Raw genomic sequence first — 17,446 nt, forward strand, 5'->3', positions numbered from 1 at the left:
ATGTCGCGCCAGCATTGCCCTTCGTACCATCGCGCGGATATCTCTAGGCATGCCTGAAGGGAATGCTGACATCATCAGACTGAACGGCGCCGAAAAACATTTCGGCGCCGTTCGCGCGCTGGGCGGGGTGGATTTCCATGTCGGGCCCGGCGAATGCGTCGGCCTGGTCGGCCACAATGGCGCCGGCAAATCGACGCTGATGCACATGGTGGCGGGCACGCTGACGCCCGACAGCGGCACGATCGGCGTGCATGGCGCCATTGTGGACAGCTACTCGGTGTCGCGGGCGCAAAAGCTCGGCATACGCTGCGTGTTCCAGGAACTGTCGCTGTGCCCCAATCTCAGCGTTGCCGAGAACACGCGCATCAATCACGCGTCGCTCTCAGGCTTCGGCTGGCGGCGCAAGGCGGCGGCACTGATCACCGCCAAGCTTGACGAAATCTTTCCGGATCATGGCATATCGGCTTGGGATATTGTCGGCGACCTGTCGATCGGCCGACGCCAGATGGTCGAGGTGGCGCGCGCCTTCACGGTTACCCAGGATCGGCTCGATCTCGTCATCCTCGACGAGCCGACCTCGTCGCTCGACGCGCATACGGCCGGGCAGTTGCTGGCCTTCGTCCGCCGCTTCGTCGCCGGCGGCAAAAGCTGCATCCTGATCTCGCATGTGCTGGGCGAGGTGCTGAAGAACGCCGACCGCATCGTGGTGATGCGCGACGGCAAGGTGGTCGTTGCCGACGCGGCAAATGCCTTCGACCGCGACCGGCTGGTGACGGCGATGGGCGGCGCGGAAGCACGCCAGAAGATCGCGGCGGCGATTGCCGCCGCCAAGCCGACGGCCAGCCCGTTGCGGGTTCGGGCGCGTCCTGCCGCGCAAAGGGATGGCACCGACCTCGTCGCCTGTGCCGGCGAGATCATTGGGCTTGCTGGTCTTGCAGGCCATGGCCAGACCGATCTGCTGCTGGCGATCTTCAGCGGGGCCTCGCGCGCCAAGGCAGGCATCGAGGTGACAGCACCTGTGGCGCTGGTCGCCGGTGACCGTCAGTCGGACGGCATCTTCCCGCAATGGTCGATCGCGCAAAATATCGGCATCCGCTCGCTGGCGAGGCTGCGCAACGGGCTGCTGATCTCGCCGCAACGAGAGGCCGAACTTGCCGAGGTCTGGCAGAAGAAGATCGGCATCCGCACGCCCGACATGAACAACAACATTTTTTCGCTGTCGGGCGGCAACCAGCAGAAGGCGCTGTTTGCCCGCGCGCTCGGCTCGGATGCGGAAATCGTGCTGATGGACGATCCGATGCGCGGCGTCGATATCGGCACCAAGCTCGAGGTCTATGACCTTGTTCGCGAAGAGGCGCGCAATGGCCGCACCTTCCTCTGGTATACGACGGAAACCGAAGAGCTCGACAATTGCGACCATGTCTATGTCTTCAAGAACGGCCGCATCGTCGCCAATCTGCGACGCGACGAATTGACCGAAGAGAAGATCATCCAGTCCTCCTTCGGCGACGCGGCCTGAGATGACGGCAGCCAGCCTCGAGACCGGCCGAAAGAACTCCGCCGAGCGTGGCGCACTGGCCCGCGCCCGCCTGCTGCGCGGGCTGCTGCCGGCGCTGTCGCTGGCGCTGGTGCTGCTCGCCATCGCCTGGCTCAATCCGCGTGCCATCAGTTATTTCGGCTTCAGCCTGATGCTGAACCTGGCGATCCCGATCGCGCTGGCGACGATCGCGCAGATGTTCGTCATTGCAGGCAATGAACTCGACCTGTCGATCGGCACCTTCGTCGGTTTCGTTGGCTGTGTCACCGCGACCTGGTTGAAGGACGCACCGCTGATCGGGGTCGTTATCTTGCTCGGGTCGATCGGCATCTATGCGCTGCTCGGCGCACTGATCCATTTGCGCAATCTGCCGTCGATCGTGGTGACGCTTGGCATGAGCTTCGTCTGGCAGGGGCTCGCCATCCTCGTCCTGCCCAAGCCCGGCGGCAAGGCACCGGACTGGCTGCTTGGGCTCATGTCCTTCAAGCCGCCTTTCGTGCCGTTCCCGATCATCGCGGCGCTGCTGATCGGCCTCGTCGTCCATTTCGGCCTGATGCGCACCTCCTATGGCGTGATCCTGCGCGGCTCCGGCGGCAATCCGGCGGCACTCAAGCGCGCCGGCTGGTCGCTGCTGAAGACGAAGATCGTGCTGTTTGCGCTGGCCGGCCTGTTCGGCGTGCTGTCGGGCATGGCGCTGATCGGTATCACCACCTCGGCCGACGCCAATATCGGCAATGGCTACACGCTGCTGGCGGTCGCCGGCGTCATCCTCGGCGGCGGTGAGTTCGTCGGCGGCCGAGTGTCGCCGATCGGCGCGGTGATCGGCGCGCTGACACTGGCGCTGGCGGCTTCGCCGCTACTCACCTTCATGCACATCCCGCCCGACTGGCAGGTGGCGGCCAATGGCGCCATCCTGATCATCGTGCTGGCGGCGCGGGTGCTGATCAGCCGCAGGGAGAGGTGAGCGATGGTTTTGGTGAAATCGCTGTCCGGCAAACCATGGATCTGGTCGTTCGTCGGCGCGCTGCTGGTGTGGCTGGCAACGATTGCCTTCACCGGCGGCTATGGCGCCGGCGGCATGGTGACGGCAGCACTTTCGCTGGCCGTGTTCACGGTCATCGTCGGCGTCGGGCAGATGTTCGTCATCACGCTCGGGCCGGGCAATGTCGATCTGTCGCTGCCGGCCAATATCGGCCTGGCCAGCGCCGTCGCCATGAAGGTGATGGCCGGCAGCGATTCCATGATCGTCGTCGGGCTGCTGGCCGCGCTCGCCTGCGGCGCGGTGATCGGTGCGGTCAACTATCTGCTGATCTGGGCACTGCGCATTCCGCCGATCATCGCCACCTTGTCGGCGAGCTTCATCATCCAGTCGATCGACATCAGCTATGGGCGCGGGCTGCAGATCAAGCCGCCGCCCGGCTTCGCCGATTTCGCCAATTGGCAGATCCTGGGCATTCCGGTGCTGGCAATCCTCACCGTGCTGTTCACCATCGGGGCGGCCATCGCCTTGCAACGCATGATCTATGGCCGCTCGGTGCTGGCGATCGGCCAGAACATCCGCGCCGCCTGGCTCGCCGGCGTCAATGTCGGCCGCATACGATTCCTCACCTACACGCTGTCGGGCGCGCTCGGCGGCATCGATGGCGCCCTGCTCGCCGGCTATTTCCGCGGCGCCAATGTCGATATCGGCAATGAGTATCTGCTGGCCTCGATCGCTGTCGTCGTCATCGGCGGCACATCGGTCGCCGGCGGCAAGGCCAATGTGCCGGGGGTTTGGGGCGCGGCGTTGTTTTTGGTGCTGCTTTTGACCATGCTCAACACGTTCGGCGTCAGCGCCGGGGTGCGGCTGCTGCTGACGGGGCTGATCATCGTTGGGGTCATTACGGCGGCGGGTGGCGAGAAGGCGGTGCGGTAGCTTTCGCGATGCAGAACGTTGGACGCCGGCGGGGGCGGTGAATGATCGCGATGCGTCGACGCTGAGGCCCTGGACAATCGTTGGGCCAGCCTAACATCGGGTTCCCATTCGCGGCGCGGCCTAGTAAACCCTTCCGCGATCGCAGTTGGCCTCGGGAGGGCTCCGCTTGTCCAGTTCTGTCAGCGTCGTGAACGAGAATGGCGTTGCCCTCGTCACCATCGACAATCCGCCGGTCAACGCGCTGAGTTTTCATGTTCGCGAGCCGCTGATGCAGGCGCTTGTCGCCTTGCGCGATGACGCGTCGGTGACAGCCATTGTTATCGCTTGCGCCGGGCGGACTTTTGTCGCCGGCGCCGACATCACCGAATTCGGCAAGCCGGTGCAGCAGCCCGATCTGCGCGCCATCGTGGCCATGCTGGAAACCATCGCCAAGCCGACGGTCGCCGCCATCCACGGTACCGCGCTCGGCGGCGGGCTGGAACTGGCGCTCGGCTGCCATTTCCGCGTTGCCGATGTCGGCGCCAAGCTCGGCTTACCGGAGGTGAAGCTCGGCATCCTTCCCGGCGGCGGCGGCACGGTGCGGCTGCCGCGCCTGGTCGGCGCGGTGAAGGCCCTGAAGATGATTGTCTCGGGCACGCCGATCGGCGCTGCCGAAGCGCATGGAGCGGGCCTCGTCGACGCTGTCTTCGAAGGCGATCTGACCACGCATGCCGTGAACTTTGTCCGAGAAATTGCCCGCAAGGGTGGTCCCTTCACATCGGTGCGTGATCGCGATGACTTGCTTGGGGAAACCGACCTGGCGGCCTTCGACGTCGAGGCGGCCGATCTTGCCAAGAAAGCGCGCGGGCTCGAAGCGCCGATCGCCTGCGCGCAAGCTGTGCGCAATGCCGTCACGCTGCCCTTCGACGAAGCACTGGCGGCGGAGCGTGCGCTGTTCGTGACGCTTGTCGCCAGCGACCAGTCGCGGGCGCAGCGTCATCTGTTCTTCGCCGAGCGTGAGGCGGCTAAGGCTCCCGGCAAGGATATCGTCAAGCGCCGGATCGCACGCGTTGGCGTCATCGGCGCCGGCACGATGGGGGGCGGCATCGCCATGGCTTTCGCCAATGGTGGCTATCCCGTCTCCTTGCTGGAAACCAGCGAGGCGGCGCTGCAGCGCGGGCTCGGCACGATCGAGAAGAACTATGCCGTTTCCGTCTCGCGCGGCTCCCTGACCGAAGACGCCAAGCATCAGCGGCTGGCCCAGTTCAAGGGCTCCACCGACTATGCCGACCTTGCCGACTGCGACCTGATCGTCGAGGCGGTGTTCGAGGACATGGCGGTCAAGAAGGAGGTGTTTGGTAAGCTCGAAGCGATAGCCAAGCCGGGCGCCATCCTTGCCACCAACACCTCCTATCTCGACATCAACGAGATCGCCGCCTCGATCTCGCGGCCGCAGGATGTGCTCGGCCTGCATTTCTTCTCACCGGCCAATGTCATGAAGCTGCTGGAGATCGTGCGCGCCGACAAGACCGCGCCGGATGCGTTGGCGACTGTGGTCGACATGGCGCGGCGGATCGGCAAGGTGGCTGTCGTTGTCGGCGTCTGCCACGGCTTCGTCGGCAACCGCATGCTGGCAGCGCGTGGTTCGGAATCGGAGGCGCTTCTGCTGGAGGGCGCGACTCCCAGCCAGATCGACAAGGCGTTCGCCGATTTCGGCTGGCCGATGGGACCGTTCCAGATGGGCGATCTCGCCGGCCTGGACATTGGCTGGCGCAATCGCAAGGCGCGCGGCCTGACGGCTGTCATCGCCGATACGCTGTGCGAACAGGGGCGTTTCGGCCAGAAGACTGGCCGGGGTTTCTACCTCTACGAGGCCGGCGCGCGGGCGGGCGTTGCCGATCCCGAGGTCGAGGCGCTGATCCGCGACAAGGCAGCCGAGAAGGGCATCGCGCCGCGCGCGATCGGTGCGGAAGAAATCATCGAGCGTACGCTCTACCCTCTGGTCAATGAGGGGGCGAAAATCCTCGAAGAAAAGATCGCGGCCCGCGCCTCCGATATCGATGTCGTCTGGGTCAATGGCTACGGTTTCCCGATCGGCAAGGGCGGGCCGATGTTCTGGGCTGGTCTCGAAGGCGTGGCCAAGATCATTGAGCGGCTCGATCACTGGCACCAACGGACCGGCAAGGATGTGTTCAAGCCGGCACCGCTGCTGAAGCGGATGGCCGAAACCGGCTCGTGGGAGACCGGCGCGGCCTGACCGCGATCCCAAAGGCCGAGGCCCGGCTAATTTTGTCCGGGAGTGCAGTCGGCGCAGCGGCCATTGACCTCTATGCTCGTCGCTTCGATGTGAAAGCGCTCGCGCGCTGCCCATTCGGCGAGCCGGCGATCGATGATGCCGTCGCTGAATTCGGTGACCTGGCCGCATTGTTCGCAGACCGCGAGGATCGTGGTTCTCAGGCCATGGGCATGCCGACCGGCGCAGGGCACGAAAGCATTGAGGCTTTCAACCTTGTGAACCGCGCCATTCTCGATGAGTTTCTTGACCGCCCGGTAAACCTGTACCGGCGATTTGATGCCATGCGGCCTGATGTCATCAAGGATGTCGTAGGCGCTGACCGGTCTGCCGGCGCGGGAAATGGCCGCCAGCACCAGCTTCTGGTTTCGGGTCAGGTCAGGGGGTGTCATTGGCGGCTGTACCTTGGGCGGCTGTACTTTGGATCGTCGAGCGCTGCACCACGCCGCTGAGCAGATAGGCTGATGTACCCAAGGCGGTGATCCAGAAACTCGTCGGCCAGTCCGTCAGGAAGGCGAGCGACAGGCTGATACAGGCAATTGCGACGGCCAGCGCCATCGAGACGACGATGCCGGCGAGCACGCCTTGTGTCAGCCGAAGCGCGGTCGCCGCTGGCGCCACCATCAGCGCGAAGACAAGCAGCACGCCGACGATCTGGATCGCCTCCGAGGTCGCGACGGCGACAAGCACCATGAACAGGGTCGAGACGAGGTTGAGCGGCACGCCCCGTGCCTCGGCGAGCTCCGGCTGCAGGCTGGCGAAGAGAAGCGGCCGGGCGATCAGCATCAGCGCGACCAGGATAACCACCGCCAGCACGGCAAGGACGATAACGGTGCGCAGGCTGATGCCGAGCACATTGCCGAACAGTACGGTTGTCGCCTGCGAAGCGAAGGCGGTGTAGAAATGCAGGAACAACAGGCCAAGGCCGAGAGACAGTGTCAGCACAATGCCGATGGCGACATCGCGATGCGCACGCTCGCCGAGCAGCCCGATGCAGATGCCGCCGAGAATGGTGAATACGGCCAGCCCCAAAAATGGCGGCAGGCCGATGAGACCGGCACCCGTGGCGCCGGGAAAACCGACATGGGCAAGCGCGTGGCCTGCGAAGGTCTGCCCCCTCAGCACGAGGAAATAGCCGACAGCGCCGGCGACGATGCCGACCACCGTGCAGGCATAGAAGGCGTTGCGCATGAATTCATAGTCAAACATCGTGGACATGCGCCCCAGCCTCCAGTTCGACGTCATCGGCCATGACGAAGATGCGGCCACCGACCCGCACCACATTGATAGATGTGCCGTAGAGTTTCGACAGAACCGGCCCGCTGATGACTTCGCCGACGCTGCCGATCGCAGCCTTGCCGTTGCCGAGATAGAGCACGCAATCGACGGCGCGCAGCAGCGGGTTGATCTCGTGCGAGCAGAACAGCACCGCGATGCCTAGCCGCTGCGCGACCTCGTGGACAAGATCGATGATGGCGCGCTGGTGCGCCGCGTCGAGGCTGATCAGCGGCTCGTCAAGCAGCAGGAGTTTGGGATCGCCGATCAGCGATTGCGCGATCAGGATGCGCTGGCGCTCGCCGCCGGAAAGCTCGGCCAGCGGGCGCCGGGCGAGGTCGGTTGCCCCGACTTCCTCGAGCGCCTTCCAGGCGGCCTCCTTCTCGGCGGCGGACGCAACCGGCCAGCCCCAGCGATGGCCGCCGGCCGCTGTCAGCACGAAGTCCAGGCCGCTGATCCCCATATGAGGCAAAGTGCGCCGCGCTTGCGGCATATAGCCGATATCAGCATTGCCGCGCGTCGGCGCTTTGCCGAGCACCGAGATGGTCCCGCCCGACGGCTTTATGAGACCGAGGATGGCGCGCAGCATTGTCGTCTTGCCGGCGCCGTTGGCACCGAGAAGACCGACAAAGGCGCCTTGCGGAACGGAAAAGGAGACGTCGGAAAGGACCCGGCGTCCCCCATAGGTCAGGGTGACCCGTTCGAAGGCGACTGCGCTCATTGCGTGCGGTCTGCAAGCGCCTTTTGGACCGCCTCAAGCTGTCCGCCGAACCAGGTCTGGATCGTCTGACCGGCTGGCTCCGTCTCGGTGACGCCGATGACGGTGACCTTGTTCTGTTTGGCGAGGTCGAGCAGCCGCGTCGTCGCCTCGTCGGTCACCTGCGAATTGTAGAACAGGATCTTGGCCGAACCGTCCTTCAGGCTGTTTTCGAACGCGGCAACCTGCGTCGGGCTCGGCTCGGCGTCGTTCATCACCGTCACCTGAAAATCATAGTTCAGCATCTTGAGGCCGAGCGCCTCGGCCATGTAGCCGAACACCGGCTCGGTGGCGGTCACCTCGGTGCCGGCATAGGTTCTCTTGACCTCGGCGATTTCCTTGTCGATGCCGTCGAGCGAGGCCTGGAATTGCTTAAGATTGGCCTCGTAGTGCACCGCGTTGGCGGGATCGCGCTTTGACAGGTCGGCGGCAAGCGCCTTGGCGACCGCCGGCAGTGTCGCCGGATTGTACCAGAGATGCGGGTTGTCGCCCGACTTCTTGCCGATCAGGTCGGCGGCGACGATGGTCGTACGGTCCGGCTTGGTCGATGCGGCAAGCAGCTTGTCCATCCACGGATCGTAGTCGGCGCCGTTGTAGATAATGACCTTGGCATCGGCGATGGTGCGCGCCGTCGACGGGCTGGTCTCGAAGAGATGCGGGTCGTCGTCGGGATTGGACAGGATGCTGGTGACCTCGACATGGCTGCCGCCGATCTGGCGGGCGAGATCGCCATAGAAATTCTCGGCCGCCACAACGTTCAATTTGTCTGCGGCCCGGGCGATGGTGCTGGTCAGCAGCGGCGCTGCGACCAGCAGCGCGGCCAGCAATGGAAGGGAACGCATCCTTGATCTCCTTTGGGATTTGGGCGGAACGGCCCGCCGCCAGGGTTTGACGTCATGTTATAGTGTAACCGTAACAGTATAACATTTATGTCGAAAATGCGGCACGATCGATGACCCGCGCCAACGCGGCGGTTCCTGGCGAACACAAGACCGTGACAAGGCTTGCCGACGCCTAGCGCCGAGGCGATCCTGTTTCTCGTCTCCGACCGCTCATCCCTGATGACCGGCCAGGCTGGTGATCGACGGCGGCGAAGGCATCGGCTGAAATTCCGGATGGGAAACCGCTACACACTTTTGCTGGAATTGTTCTCGGCCGCCTCGGCCCTCAGCCAATCCGCGAAGGTGGCCATCGCCTGCGAGTTCTGCCGCCGGCGCCGCGCCGACAGCCAGTAACGGCCGACATCGACCGTGCTGCCAAAGGGCTGCACCAGTTGGCCGGAGCCAAGCTCGCGGCTGAACATCGAGACCGGCAGCAGCGCCACACCGGCACCCTGGACGGCGGCGTTGGCCATGGTGACGGAGGAATCGAAAACGATGCCCTTGATCGACGGGCAATGGCGGCCGGCCGCCTCGAACCAGCGCAGCCATTCGTCTTCCCGATACGAGCACAGCAGCGTTTCGCGAGCGAGATCGGAGGGATCGCTCAGACGCACGGCAATGTCAGGCGTACAAGCGGGCGAGAACGAGCCCGGCAGCAACGGCGTGTTGTCCGTCCCTTGCCAGGACCCGTCGCCGAAGCGGATGGCGAAGTCGAGACCGTCGGCGGCGAGATTGACCCGGTTGTTGTTGGTCGAGATGCGCAGTTCGATGTCCGGATTGGCCTGGTGGAACAGCGGCAACCGGGGAATCAGCCAGCCCGAAGCGAAGGTGCCGACAACGCCAACGGTGACGATGTCGTGGAAGCGGCCACCCTCGAAGCGATCGAGCGTGACGCCGATCCTGTTGAAGGCATCGCTCAGCACCGGCAGCAAGGCCTCGCCTTCCTCGCTCAGGGCAAGCCCGTGCGGCAACCGGCGGAAAAGCCTGACGCCAAGCACCTCTTCAAGGCCCTTGACCTGATGGCTGACGGCGGCCTGGGTGACGCGCAGTTCGAGGCCGGCGCCGGTGAAGCTGAGATGCCGTGCGGCGGCCTCGAAGGCGCGCAAGCCGTTCAGCGGGAGGTGCGATCGCTTCATCGGTCCCAGCCCTAGTTTTTCTTATGACGCAGGGGACGTTTACTCGTTTGCGGATGCGCTGGATCGGGTCCAGTCCTGCGGCGCGGGGCAACAGAGAGTGTGGACATGACAAGCAGACGCAGTTTCATCAGTGGCCTCGCAATGGTCTTGACGGCGCCGGTCACGCTTGGCGCGATGGCGAAGGCGGCGACGAGCCCGACAAAATTTGATGGCCTGACGCCGAAAATAAGGCGGATCGAAGCAGAAAGCGGTGGTCGGCTGGGCGTAGCCTGTCGGATCTCCGGAACGACGATGCAATTCGGCTATCGCGAGAACGAACTGTTTCCGATGTGCAGCACGTTCAAATTGTTGGCGGCCGCGCTGGTCCTGCACCGTGTCGATGGCGGCATTGAGCAGCTGGATCGGCGCATCAAGGTTCCGGACAATGCCGTGGTCGCGAACTCACCGGTCACGAAGAAGCATATCGGCACCGAGATGACGATGGCCGACATCTGCGAGGCAGCGGTGACGGTCAGCGACAACGGTGCCGGCAATCTCATGCTGGAGTCCTTTGGCGGACCGGCGCAGCTGACTGCCTACCTGCGGTCTCTGGGCGACGATGTGGGCAGGCTGGACCGAACCGAACCGGATCTGAACGAGTCACTGCCCGATGACAAGCGCGACACGATTTCTCCGCTTGCGATGGTCAACGATCTCGAGCGTCTGACGATCGGCAACAGCCTCTCGGACAAAGGTCGGGCGCAGCTTGTGGAATGGCTGGTGGCCAACAAGACCGGCGACGAGCGCATCAGGGCCGGACTGCCGAAAGGCTGGAAATGCGGCGACAAGACCGGCACCGGAGATCGCGGCAGCACCAACGACGCGGCTGTCATCTGGCCGACATCTGGCAATCCGATCCTGATGTCGGTTTACCTGACCGGCACGAAGCAGAACCTGGCCAAGCGCAATGCGGTCATTGCTTCCGTCTCGCGGGCACTCGTCGAGGCGATCGAGGCGTAAATGATGGGTCGCGTGGAGCAGCGCGGCTGTGCCGCGCTGCTCCTCATACGTGCTTGCGGCCGCCGGTCTCGCGGAACCAGCTGTCGGGATAGGGATACCACCAGTCCTGGATTGCCGGCTTGTGGTCGATGATGACCATCTTCGAGCGGCGGAAAGCGTCGAGCCCCTGCCGTCCGAGCTCGCGGCCGAGGCCGGATGCCTTCCAGCCGCCGAAGGGCAGAGCGTCATTGTCGATGAGGGGATTGTTGACCCAGACCATGCCGGCCTCGAGCCGTTCGGCCGCTTCATGTGCTTCGGCGAGATCCGTGGTGAACACCGAAGCGCCGAGGCCGAACGGGCTGTCATTGGCAAGGCGGATCGCCTCGTCGAAATCCTTGACGCGGCAGATCGCGGCGACCGGGCCGAAGCACTCTTCGCGCACGATCGCCATGTCAGGCGTGACACCGGTGAGGATGGTCGGTTCGTAAAACCAGCCGACATTGTGCGCGGGCGGGATGCGCCCGCCGGTGACCGCCCTGGCGCCATTGGCAATCGCATCGTCGACCAGCCGCATCACTTTCGCCCGAGCCGCCTCGCTGACCAGCGGTCCGATCTCGGTCTTGTCCATGCCGTTGCCAATGCGCAGCGCGCGTGTCCTTTCGGCAAACAGTTCCACAAAGCGGTCATGCACGGAATCGACGACAAAGAAGCGCTCGGCCGAGGTGCAGACCTGGCCGGTGAGATGGAAGGCGGCAGTGACGCTGCCGGCTGCGGCGACTTCAAGCGGCGCGTGCTCGCTGATAATCAGCGGATCGCTGCCGCCGGCCTCGATGACGCATGGCTTCATGCGTTCGGCGCAAGCCACCGCCACCGCCTTGCCGGCGGCGACCGAGCCGGTGAAGGCGACGGCGTGCGTGCGATCGGAGGTGATCAGCGCCTGCGCCGTGGCCGCGCCGCCCGGCAGGCAGGAAACCAGCCCTTCCGGCAGGGAGCGGAATACGGTCATGTAGTCCAACGTCGACAACGTCGTCGCTTCGGCCGGCTTGATGATGCAGGCATTGCCGGCGGCGAGCGAGGCCGCGACGGTCCAGCACATGAGCAGGATCGGGAAGTTGTAGGGCATGATGTGAACGGAGACGCCGTAGGGCTCGTAGCGCGCGTACTGGAACGAGCCGGCCTGCGTCGTGCCGGCGATCTTGCCAGCATCGTCGCGCGCCATCTCGGCATAGTAGCGGAAGATCGGCGCGCAATTGGCGATCTCGCCGATGGCTTCCGGATAGGGCTTGCCCATCTCGCGCACCATCAGCTCGGCACAGCGGGTGAAGTCGGCCGCCTCGATGGCGTTGGCGACGGCATGCAGATGCTTGGCCCGGCTCTTGGCGTCGAGTTTTTTCCACGCGGCTTGCGCTATGGTCGCGGCGGTGAGCACGGCGTCGATCTCGCCGTCGCTGGCCGCAGCGATGGCGCCGACGGTTTCCAGCGTCGCCGGATCGATCACTGGCTTGGTCGTGCCAGCCATCGGCCGGTAGTCCGGGTTGATGAAGAAGGTCGGCCGGTCAGGGGCGAAATGCATGGTCGTCCTTTCAGGTCCGCTCAGCGGATCATGTAGACCTTCTTGATCGTCTCATGGACGGTGCAGACGCCCTTCCAGTCCTGTGGAAAGAAGGCTGCCGTGTCGGGCTCGATCTCGATCACCTCGCCGGATTCATGGACATAGGTGCAGCGGCCTTCGAGGAAGTGGCAGAACTCGTCGCGGGTGACGTGGCAGTGCCATTTGCCTGGGGTGCAAACCCACAGGCCGCATTCGGAACGGCCTTCCGGTCCCTTGTACAGCAGCTTGCCCGAGGTGTGGGACTGGCCCTCGATCATGGTCGGGATGACGCCCCAGTCGACGAGGTCGGTGACAGCGAGCGGCGATTGCATGATTGGCGTGGTCATATCGATTTCCTTGAAATGAGGCTCACCGGCACATGAAGGCCTTGGTCAGCGTTTGCGTGATGATGGAGATGCCGGTCCAGCCGGCGGGGAAGAACACCAGCGTGCCGGCCTCGACCGGGATCTGTTCGCCATTGTCATGGACATAGCTGCCTTGCCCCGACACGAAATGGCAGAACTCGTCAGCGGCAAAGGCAACCTTGCGCGTGCCCGGTGTGCACGACCACAGGCCGCATTCGCTCGATCCGTCCGGGTTCTGCGACAGGATCCGGCCCGAAGCACGCGGCGCGCCGGCAAGTGTGTTGCTGCCCGCGCCCCAATCCTCCAGTTCTACGCTCGCGGCCTGCGGCCAATGCGGTGTCGACATGTGGTTAGCTCCGTTGTTCAGGCCAGCATGTAGACGTTGCGCATGGTCTCATGCACCGTGCATTCGCCCGTCCAGCCCGCGGGGAACATGACCACGGTCCCGGCCGACACTTCTATCACCTCGCCGACATCCGACCGGTAGGTCGCGCGCCCGGCGACGAAATGGCACAATTCATCGCGCGGGATCGAGAGCCGCCAGCGGCCTGATGTGCACACCCAGATGCCGGATTCCGGCTGGTTGTTCGGACCCTTGTGCACGAGTTTGCCGGTGGAATGCGAGGCGCCGCCCAGTGCGTCAGGCTGGGCGCCCCAGTCGACGAGATCGGTGCGGGTTGAGGCCTGGTGGAGATGGGGTGCGGAGGAGGTCACAGCAGCGCCTCCAACAAACCCGCCGCCTTCTCAGGCCCGTTCTGCGCGTGCATCTGTGCCGAGGTCTTCGCCAGCTTGGCCTTCATCTTCGGGTCGGTCAGGCAGGTTTCGATTTTCGCGACCAGCTCGGCATCGTTCCAGTCGTAGCGCGGCATGCCGAAACCGTGGCCGGTTTCCTCGACGCGGGTGGCATTGTCATGGCCGTCCCAGACATAGGGCATGATGATCGCCGGCTTGCCGAAATAGAGGCACTCGGTGAACGAGTTGTTGCCGCCATGGTGGATGACGGCGTCGACCTGCGGGATCACCGAAGGCTGCGGGAACCAGCTCTCGACGATTACGTTGCCGGGCACGTCGGTGTACTGGTCCTTGTAGCCGCCGACATTGACCAGCGCGCGGTAGCGGGTCTTGCCCAGCGTGGCGATGATGCGCTTCAACAAGTCGACATCGCCGGCACCGAGGCTGCCGAAGGAGACATAGAGCAGCGGGCCGTCATTGTTCTCAGCGAAGGTCGGCACCGTGTACGGCTTCTCCTGCCGCACGCAGCCTTCGAGATACTGGAATTGTGCCGGATCGAGCGGATGGCGACGCTTGAACTTTGCTGCCTCGGGATAAAGTAGCAGGTTCAGGTAAGGCGAGGCCTCGAAGAACTGGCCGATCGGATAGGGCGCCTCGTTGTTGGCGGTGAGGAACGCGTTGAAATCGTCATGGATCGGCTTGATCACCGCGTTGAAGTGATCGCGGTAGCGCTGATGCCCGGCATGGTCGTTCTCGCCGCAGCCGGACAGATGCGGCGGGATGTCCTCGTCCTCGATCTCGTTTTCCGAGCAGGAGATGACGCGCACCCACGGCTTGCCGTACTGCTTGATCGCCGGGAACAGGATGACGTTGTCGACGCAGATCACGTCGGGCTTGATGGCAGCCAGAACACGCGGCAGGTCCTTCTGCGCCCATTTGGCGCTGTCGACGATCGCCGTCCAGCAATCCTTCACATAGTTGTCGACCTGGTCGTAGGGCGATTTGCGGAAGTTCGGGATGTGGCCGTTGATGAAGTCTTCCCAGAACTTGGCCATCTGCTCGGGCGGCATCGGCTCCGACAGGTTTACCGGATGCGCCTCGAAGCCGTAGCCCCTGTAGACTTCGACGAAGCCGGGGTCCGACAGGAACACAGCCTTGTGGCCGCGCGCCTCGACGGCTTGCGCGATGCCGACGGAATTGAGCGCCGGGCCATAGGCCGCTTCGGGAAAAAACGCGATCGTCTTCTGCGCCATCAAGCTTCTCCTCTATTCCTCAAAAATTCTGACATCGGCGGCATCCCAGCCGAGTTCGACCTGGTCGCCCGATGACACCGGCCGGCGGTCGGCGGCATCAGCCGTGACGCGCACCAGGAACGGTTTTGGCGACAGCGGCGTGCGGACATGCAGCTGCAGGTCTAGCCCGTGGTACGCCAGTGCCTCGACCGTGCCGGTGGTGCGGTTGGCGGTGTCGGCTGAAGGGAACAGCCGGATGCGTTCGGGCCGCACCGACGCGACAGCGGAAGCACCGGGCGAAAGCACTACGGGAACCTTGCCGGCAATGCGCGCACCATTCGCGGCCATCACGCCATCCGCGACGGCCTTGCCCGGGATAAAATTCATCACGCCGATGAAGTCGGCGACGAAGCGGTCGGCGGGATGTTCATAGATTGCATGCGGCGTGTCGCACTGCAGCAGCTTGCCGTCCTTCAGCACCGCCATCCGGTCGGCCATCACAAGCGATTCTTCCTGGTCGTGGGTGACGATGACGAAGGTGATGCCGACCTCGTGCTGCAGGCGCTTCAATTCGAGCTGCATGGCGCCACGCAATTTCTTGTCGAGGGCGCCGAGCGGCTCGTCGAGCAGTAGCAGGCGCGGGCGCTTGACCAGGGCGCGGGCGAGCGCAACGCGCTGCTTCTGGCCACCCGACAATTGCTCCGGCTTGCGGTCGGCGAAGGGGACAAGTTCGGTGGTCGCCAGGATGGCGTCGACGCGGGAGCGGATTTCTTTGGCCGGCAGACGCTCCATCTCCAAGCCGTAGGAGACGTTGGCGCGCACGCTCATATGCGGGAAAAGCGCATAGGACTGGAACATCAGATTGACCGGCCGCTTGTTGGGTGGGGTCCTGGCGATGTCCTTGCCATCAAGCAGGATGCGCCCGTCGTTCGGCGTCTCGAAGCCGGCCAGCATCCGCAACAGCGTGGTCTTGCCGCAGCCGGACGGGCCGAGCAGCGCAAAGAATTCATTTTCGCGAATATCGAGCGAGATGCCGTCGACGGCGGTGACCCGGCCGAAAGTCTTCGACACATGATCGATGGCCAGCAGCGTGCGTGGTTCGCTCATTGGCCGATGATCCCACGGTTAAGCCGCTGCGACAGGGTCAGCGCGGTGATCGAGACGGCCATGACGATGGTCGCCAGCGCGTTGATCTCCGGTGTGATGCCAAAGCGGATCATTGCGTAGATCTGCATCGGCAGCGTGGTCGAGGCGCGCCCGGCTCCAGCGGTGAAGAAGGCGATGATGAACTCGTCGACCGAGAGCGTGAAGGCAAGCAGCGCGCCGGCGATCACCGCCGGCAGGATCACCGGCAAGGTCACCCGCCGGAAAGTGGTCAGCGCGGAGGCGCCGAGATCGGCCGAGGCCTCGACGATCGACCAGTCGAAGCTCTTCAGTCTTGCGCGCACCACCGAGCAGACGAAGGCCAGGTTGAAGACGACATGGGCGAGGATGATGGTGTGCAGGCCCATGGTCAGGTTGAGCATGGAGAAGAACGACAGCAGGGCGATCGCCAGCACGATGTCGGGAATGATCATCGGCGCGAAGATCAGGGCTTCGAGCCCCTTGCCATACTGCCGGCGCATCTCCACGCCGATTGCCAGCAAAGTGCCAAGCAATGTGGCGATCGCGGTCGAGACCAGCGCCACGATCAGCGTGTTGAGCGCGGCGGAGAGGATCGCGGAATTGTGGGCCAGCGAGACATACCATTTCAGCGAAAAGCCCGACCATGCCGTGGGTAGTCCGCCTTCGTTGAAGGACAGTGCGACCAGAACTGCGATCGGGATGTAGAGGAAGGCAAAGACGAGACCGAGCACGAGCCAGAGCGTGCGCCGCGTGGCAGGGGAGCGCTCAGCCATCGGCGTTGCCTTTGGCCTCAGCCGCACGCCCAGCGGCCCGGTCAGCGGCAAGCGCCTGCGCCATAAGCACCAGAAGCATGATGGCGATCAGCGCCATCGCCAGGGCCGCGCCGAAGGGCCAGTCATTGGCGGTCAGGAACTGGTCGTAGACGAGATTGCCGATCATCTGGAAGCGGCCGCCGCCGAGCAGCGCTGGCGTGACGAAATTGCCGATCGACAGCACGAAGACGAACACCGCGCCGGCGGCGATGCCGGGCACGGTCAGCGGCAGGATGACACGGCGGAATGTGGTGGCGGCGGAAGCGCCGAGGTCGCGCGAGGCTTCGGCGAGTTCGGGGTTGAGGCGCGACAGCGGCGCGTAGCAGGCGAGGATGACGAAGGGCAGATAGTTGTAGACGAGGCCGGCGATGACCGCGCCCTCGGTGTAGAGCATCGACGGCGGCTCGCCGGTATAGCCGAACCAGCGTAGCAGCTGCGTGATCAGGCCCTCGCGGTTGAGCAGCACAATCCAGGCATAGGTGCGGATCAGATAGTTCGACCAGAACGGCAGCACGGCAAAAAACAGGAACACCGGCTGCCACCGGCGCGGTGCCGCCGCGATGGCATAGGCGGCGGCATAGCCGATCACCACCGCGATCAGCGTGGCGGTGCCGGCGATGCGCGCGGACTTCAGGAAAATGCCGGCGTAGAGCGGGTCGAAGACCAGCCCGAAATTCTCCAGCGTGAAGGTGTAGTCGATGCCGCCATAGATACCGCGCCGGAAGAAGGCGAGCGCCAGCACCAGCGCACACGGCACCACCATGAGCGCGGTCAGCCAGACCAGCGCCGGGGCCATTAAGAGGGAGGAGCGGGAGGTTCGCGTCACGCCGCTCGCCTC

Annotated in this window: 18 protein-coding genes; 5 read left to right on the plus strand and 13 right to left on the minus strand. The window is 64.3% G+C overall.

Features of this window, described 5'->3' with window-relative positions; genetic code table 11:
• The first annotated feature begins 49 nt into the window (after positions 1-49).
• The 4 genes from AC1DX4_RS17725 to AC1DX4_RS17740 all read left to right on the plus strand — a co-directional run bounded on the left by AC1DX4_RS17725 (position 50) and on the right by AC1DX4_RS17740 (position 5,688).
• The gene (locus tag AC1DX4_RS17725; protein WP_477221531.1) at positions 50-1,519 is read left to right on the plus strand and encodes a sugar ABC transporter ATP-binding protein; all 1,470 of its coding nucleotides are present in this window, start codon (positions 50-52) and stop codon (positions 1,517-1,519) included.
• 1 nt (position 1,520) lies between these two features.
• Complete coding sequence (locus tag AC1DX4_RS17730; RefSeq protein WP_477221532.1) at positions 1,521-2,501, plus strand: ABC transporter permease; 981 nt, start codon at positions 1,521-1,523, stop codon at positions 2,499-2,501.
• A 3-nt stretch (positions 2,502-2,504) separates the two neighbouring features.
• A complete protein-coding gene (locus tag AC1DX4_RS17735; RefSeq protein ID WP_477221533.1) occupies positions 2,505-3,452 on the plus strand; it encodes an ABC transporter permease in 948 nt (315 codons plus the stop codon).
• 166 nt (positions 3,453-3,618) lie between these two features.
• Positions 3,619-5,688, plus strand: coding sequence for a 3-hydroxyacyl-CoA dehydrogenase NAD-binding domain-containing protein (locus AC1DX4_RS17740; protein ID WP_477221534.1), 2,070 nt, complete (start codon positions 3,619-3,621; stop codon positions 5,686-5,688).
• A gap of 26 nt (positions 5,689-5,714) precedes the next feature.
• On the opposite strand, the gene AC1DX4_RS17745 is transcribed toward AC1DX4_RS17740, so the two are convergent.
• From AC1DX4_RS17745 to AC1DX4_RS17765, 5 genes are all read right to left on the minus strand, one after another.
• Entirely contained in the window at positions 5,715-6,116 is a 402-nt protein-coding gene (locus AC1DX4_RS17745; protein ID WP_477221535.1) for a Fur family transcriptional regulator, read from the minus strand.
• Complete coding sequence (locus tag AC1DX4_RS17750) at positions 6,103-6,942, minus strand: metal ABC transporter permease (protein WP_477221536.1); 840 nt, start codon at positions 6,940-6,942, stop codon at positions 6,103-6,105. Before AC1DX4_RS17750 ends, AC1DX4_RS17745 begins: the two co-directional genes overlap by 14 nt.
• Complete coding sequence (locus AC1DX4_RS17755) at positions 6,926-7,720, minus strand: metal ABC transporter ATP-binding protein (protein ID WP_477221537.1); 795 nt, start codon at positions 7,718-7,720, stop codon at positions 6,926-6,928. The genes AC1DX4_RS17750 and AC1DX4_RS17755 overlap by 17 nt, the downstream gene beginning before the upstream one ends.
• On the minus strand, positions 7,717-8,598 hold the full coding sequence (locus tag AC1DX4_RS17760) for a metal ABC transporter solute-binding protein, Zn/Mn family (RefSeq protein ID WP_477221538.1): 882 nt from the start codon (positions 8,596-8,598) through the stop codon (positions 7,717-7,719). Before AC1DX4_RS17760 ends, AC1DX4_RS17755 begins: the two co-directional genes overlap by 4 nt.
• Positions 8,599-8,882: 284 nt before the next feature.
• Positions 8,883-9,773 (minus strand): LysR family transcriptional regulator, encoded by an 891-nt coding sequence (locus AC1DX4_RS17765; protein WP_477221539.1) that lies wholly within the window; start codon positions 9,771-9,773, stop codon positions 8,883-8,885.
• 141 nt (positions 9,774-9,914) lie between these two features.
• On the opposite strand from AC1DX4_RS17765, the gene bla reads away from it, so the two are divergent.
• Complete coding sequence (gene bla / locus AC1DX4_RS17770; RefSeq protein ID WP_477221812.1) at positions 9,915-10,772, plus strand: class A beta-lactamase; 858 nt, start codon at positions 9,915-9,917, stop codon at positions 10,770-10,772.
• Between the two features lie 43 nt (positions 10,773-10,815).
• Here the strand turns inward: bla and AC1DX4_RS17775 are convergent, their stop codons facing one another.
• From AC1DX4_RS17775 to AC1DX4_RS17810, 8 genes are read right to left on the minus strand one after another with little or no spacing between them, the layout of a single operon-like run.
• Entirely contained in the window at positions 10,816-12,324 is a 1,509-nt protein-coding gene (locus tag AC1DX4_RS17775) for an aldehyde dehydrogenase family protein (RefSeq protein ID WP_477221540.1), read from the minus strand.
• A gap of 20 nt (positions 12,325-12,344) precedes the next feature.
• Positions 12,345-12,689, minus strand: coding sequence for a cupin domain-containing protein (locus AC1DX4_RS17780; protein ID WP_183464266.1), 345 nt, complete (start codon positions 12,687-12,689; stop codon positions 12,345-12,347).
• Between the two features lie 22 nt (positions 12,690-12,711).
• Positions 12,712-13,053 carry a cupin domain-containing protein gene (locus AC1DX4_RS17785; RefSeq protein WP_477221541.1) on the minus strand — a complete coding sequence of 114 codons (342 nt, stop codon included), beginning with the start codon at positions 13,051-13,053 and terminating at the stop codon, positions 12,712-12,714.
• Between the two features lie 17 nt (positions 13,054-13,070).
• Entirely contained in the window at positions 13,071-13,421 is a 351-nt protein-coding gene (locus AC1DX4_RS17790; protein WP_477221542.1) for a cupin domain-containing protein, read from the minus strand.
• A complete protein-coding gene (locus AC1DX4_RS17795) occupies positions 13,418-14,692 on the minus strand; it encodes a glycosyltransferase (protein WP_477221543.1) in 1,275 nt (424 codons plus the stop codon). The genes AC1DX4_RS17790 and AC1DX4_RS17795 overlap by 4 nt, the downstream gene beginning before the upstream one ends.
• 12 nt (positions 14,693-14,704) lie before the next feature.
• Positions 14,705-15,778, minus strand: a complete 1,074-nt coding sequence (locus AC1DX4_RS17800; RefSeq protein ID WP_477221544.1) for an ABC transporter ATP-binding protein — start codon at positions 15,776-15,778, stop codon at positions 14,705-14,707.
• Positions 15,775-16,569: an ABC transporter permease gene (locus AC1DX4_RS17805; RefSeq protein WP_477221545.1), complete on the minus strand. Its 795-nt coding sequence runs from the start codon at positions 16,567-16,569 to the stop codon at positions 15,775-15,777. Before AC1DX4_RS17805 ends, AC1DX4_RS17800 begins: the two co-directional genes overlap by 4 nt.
• A complete protein-coding gene (locus tag AC1DX4_RS17810) occupies positions 16,562-17,404 on the minus strand; it encodes an ABC transporter permease (protein WP_477221813.1) in 843 nt (280 codons plus the stop codon). Before AC1DX4_RS17810 ends, AC1DX4_RS17805 begins: the two co-directional genes overlap by 8 nt.
• Positions 17,405-17,446: the final 42 nt, after the last annotated feature.

The sequence above is a fragment of the Mesorhizobium sp. P3_A8 genome (assembly GCF_056402995.1).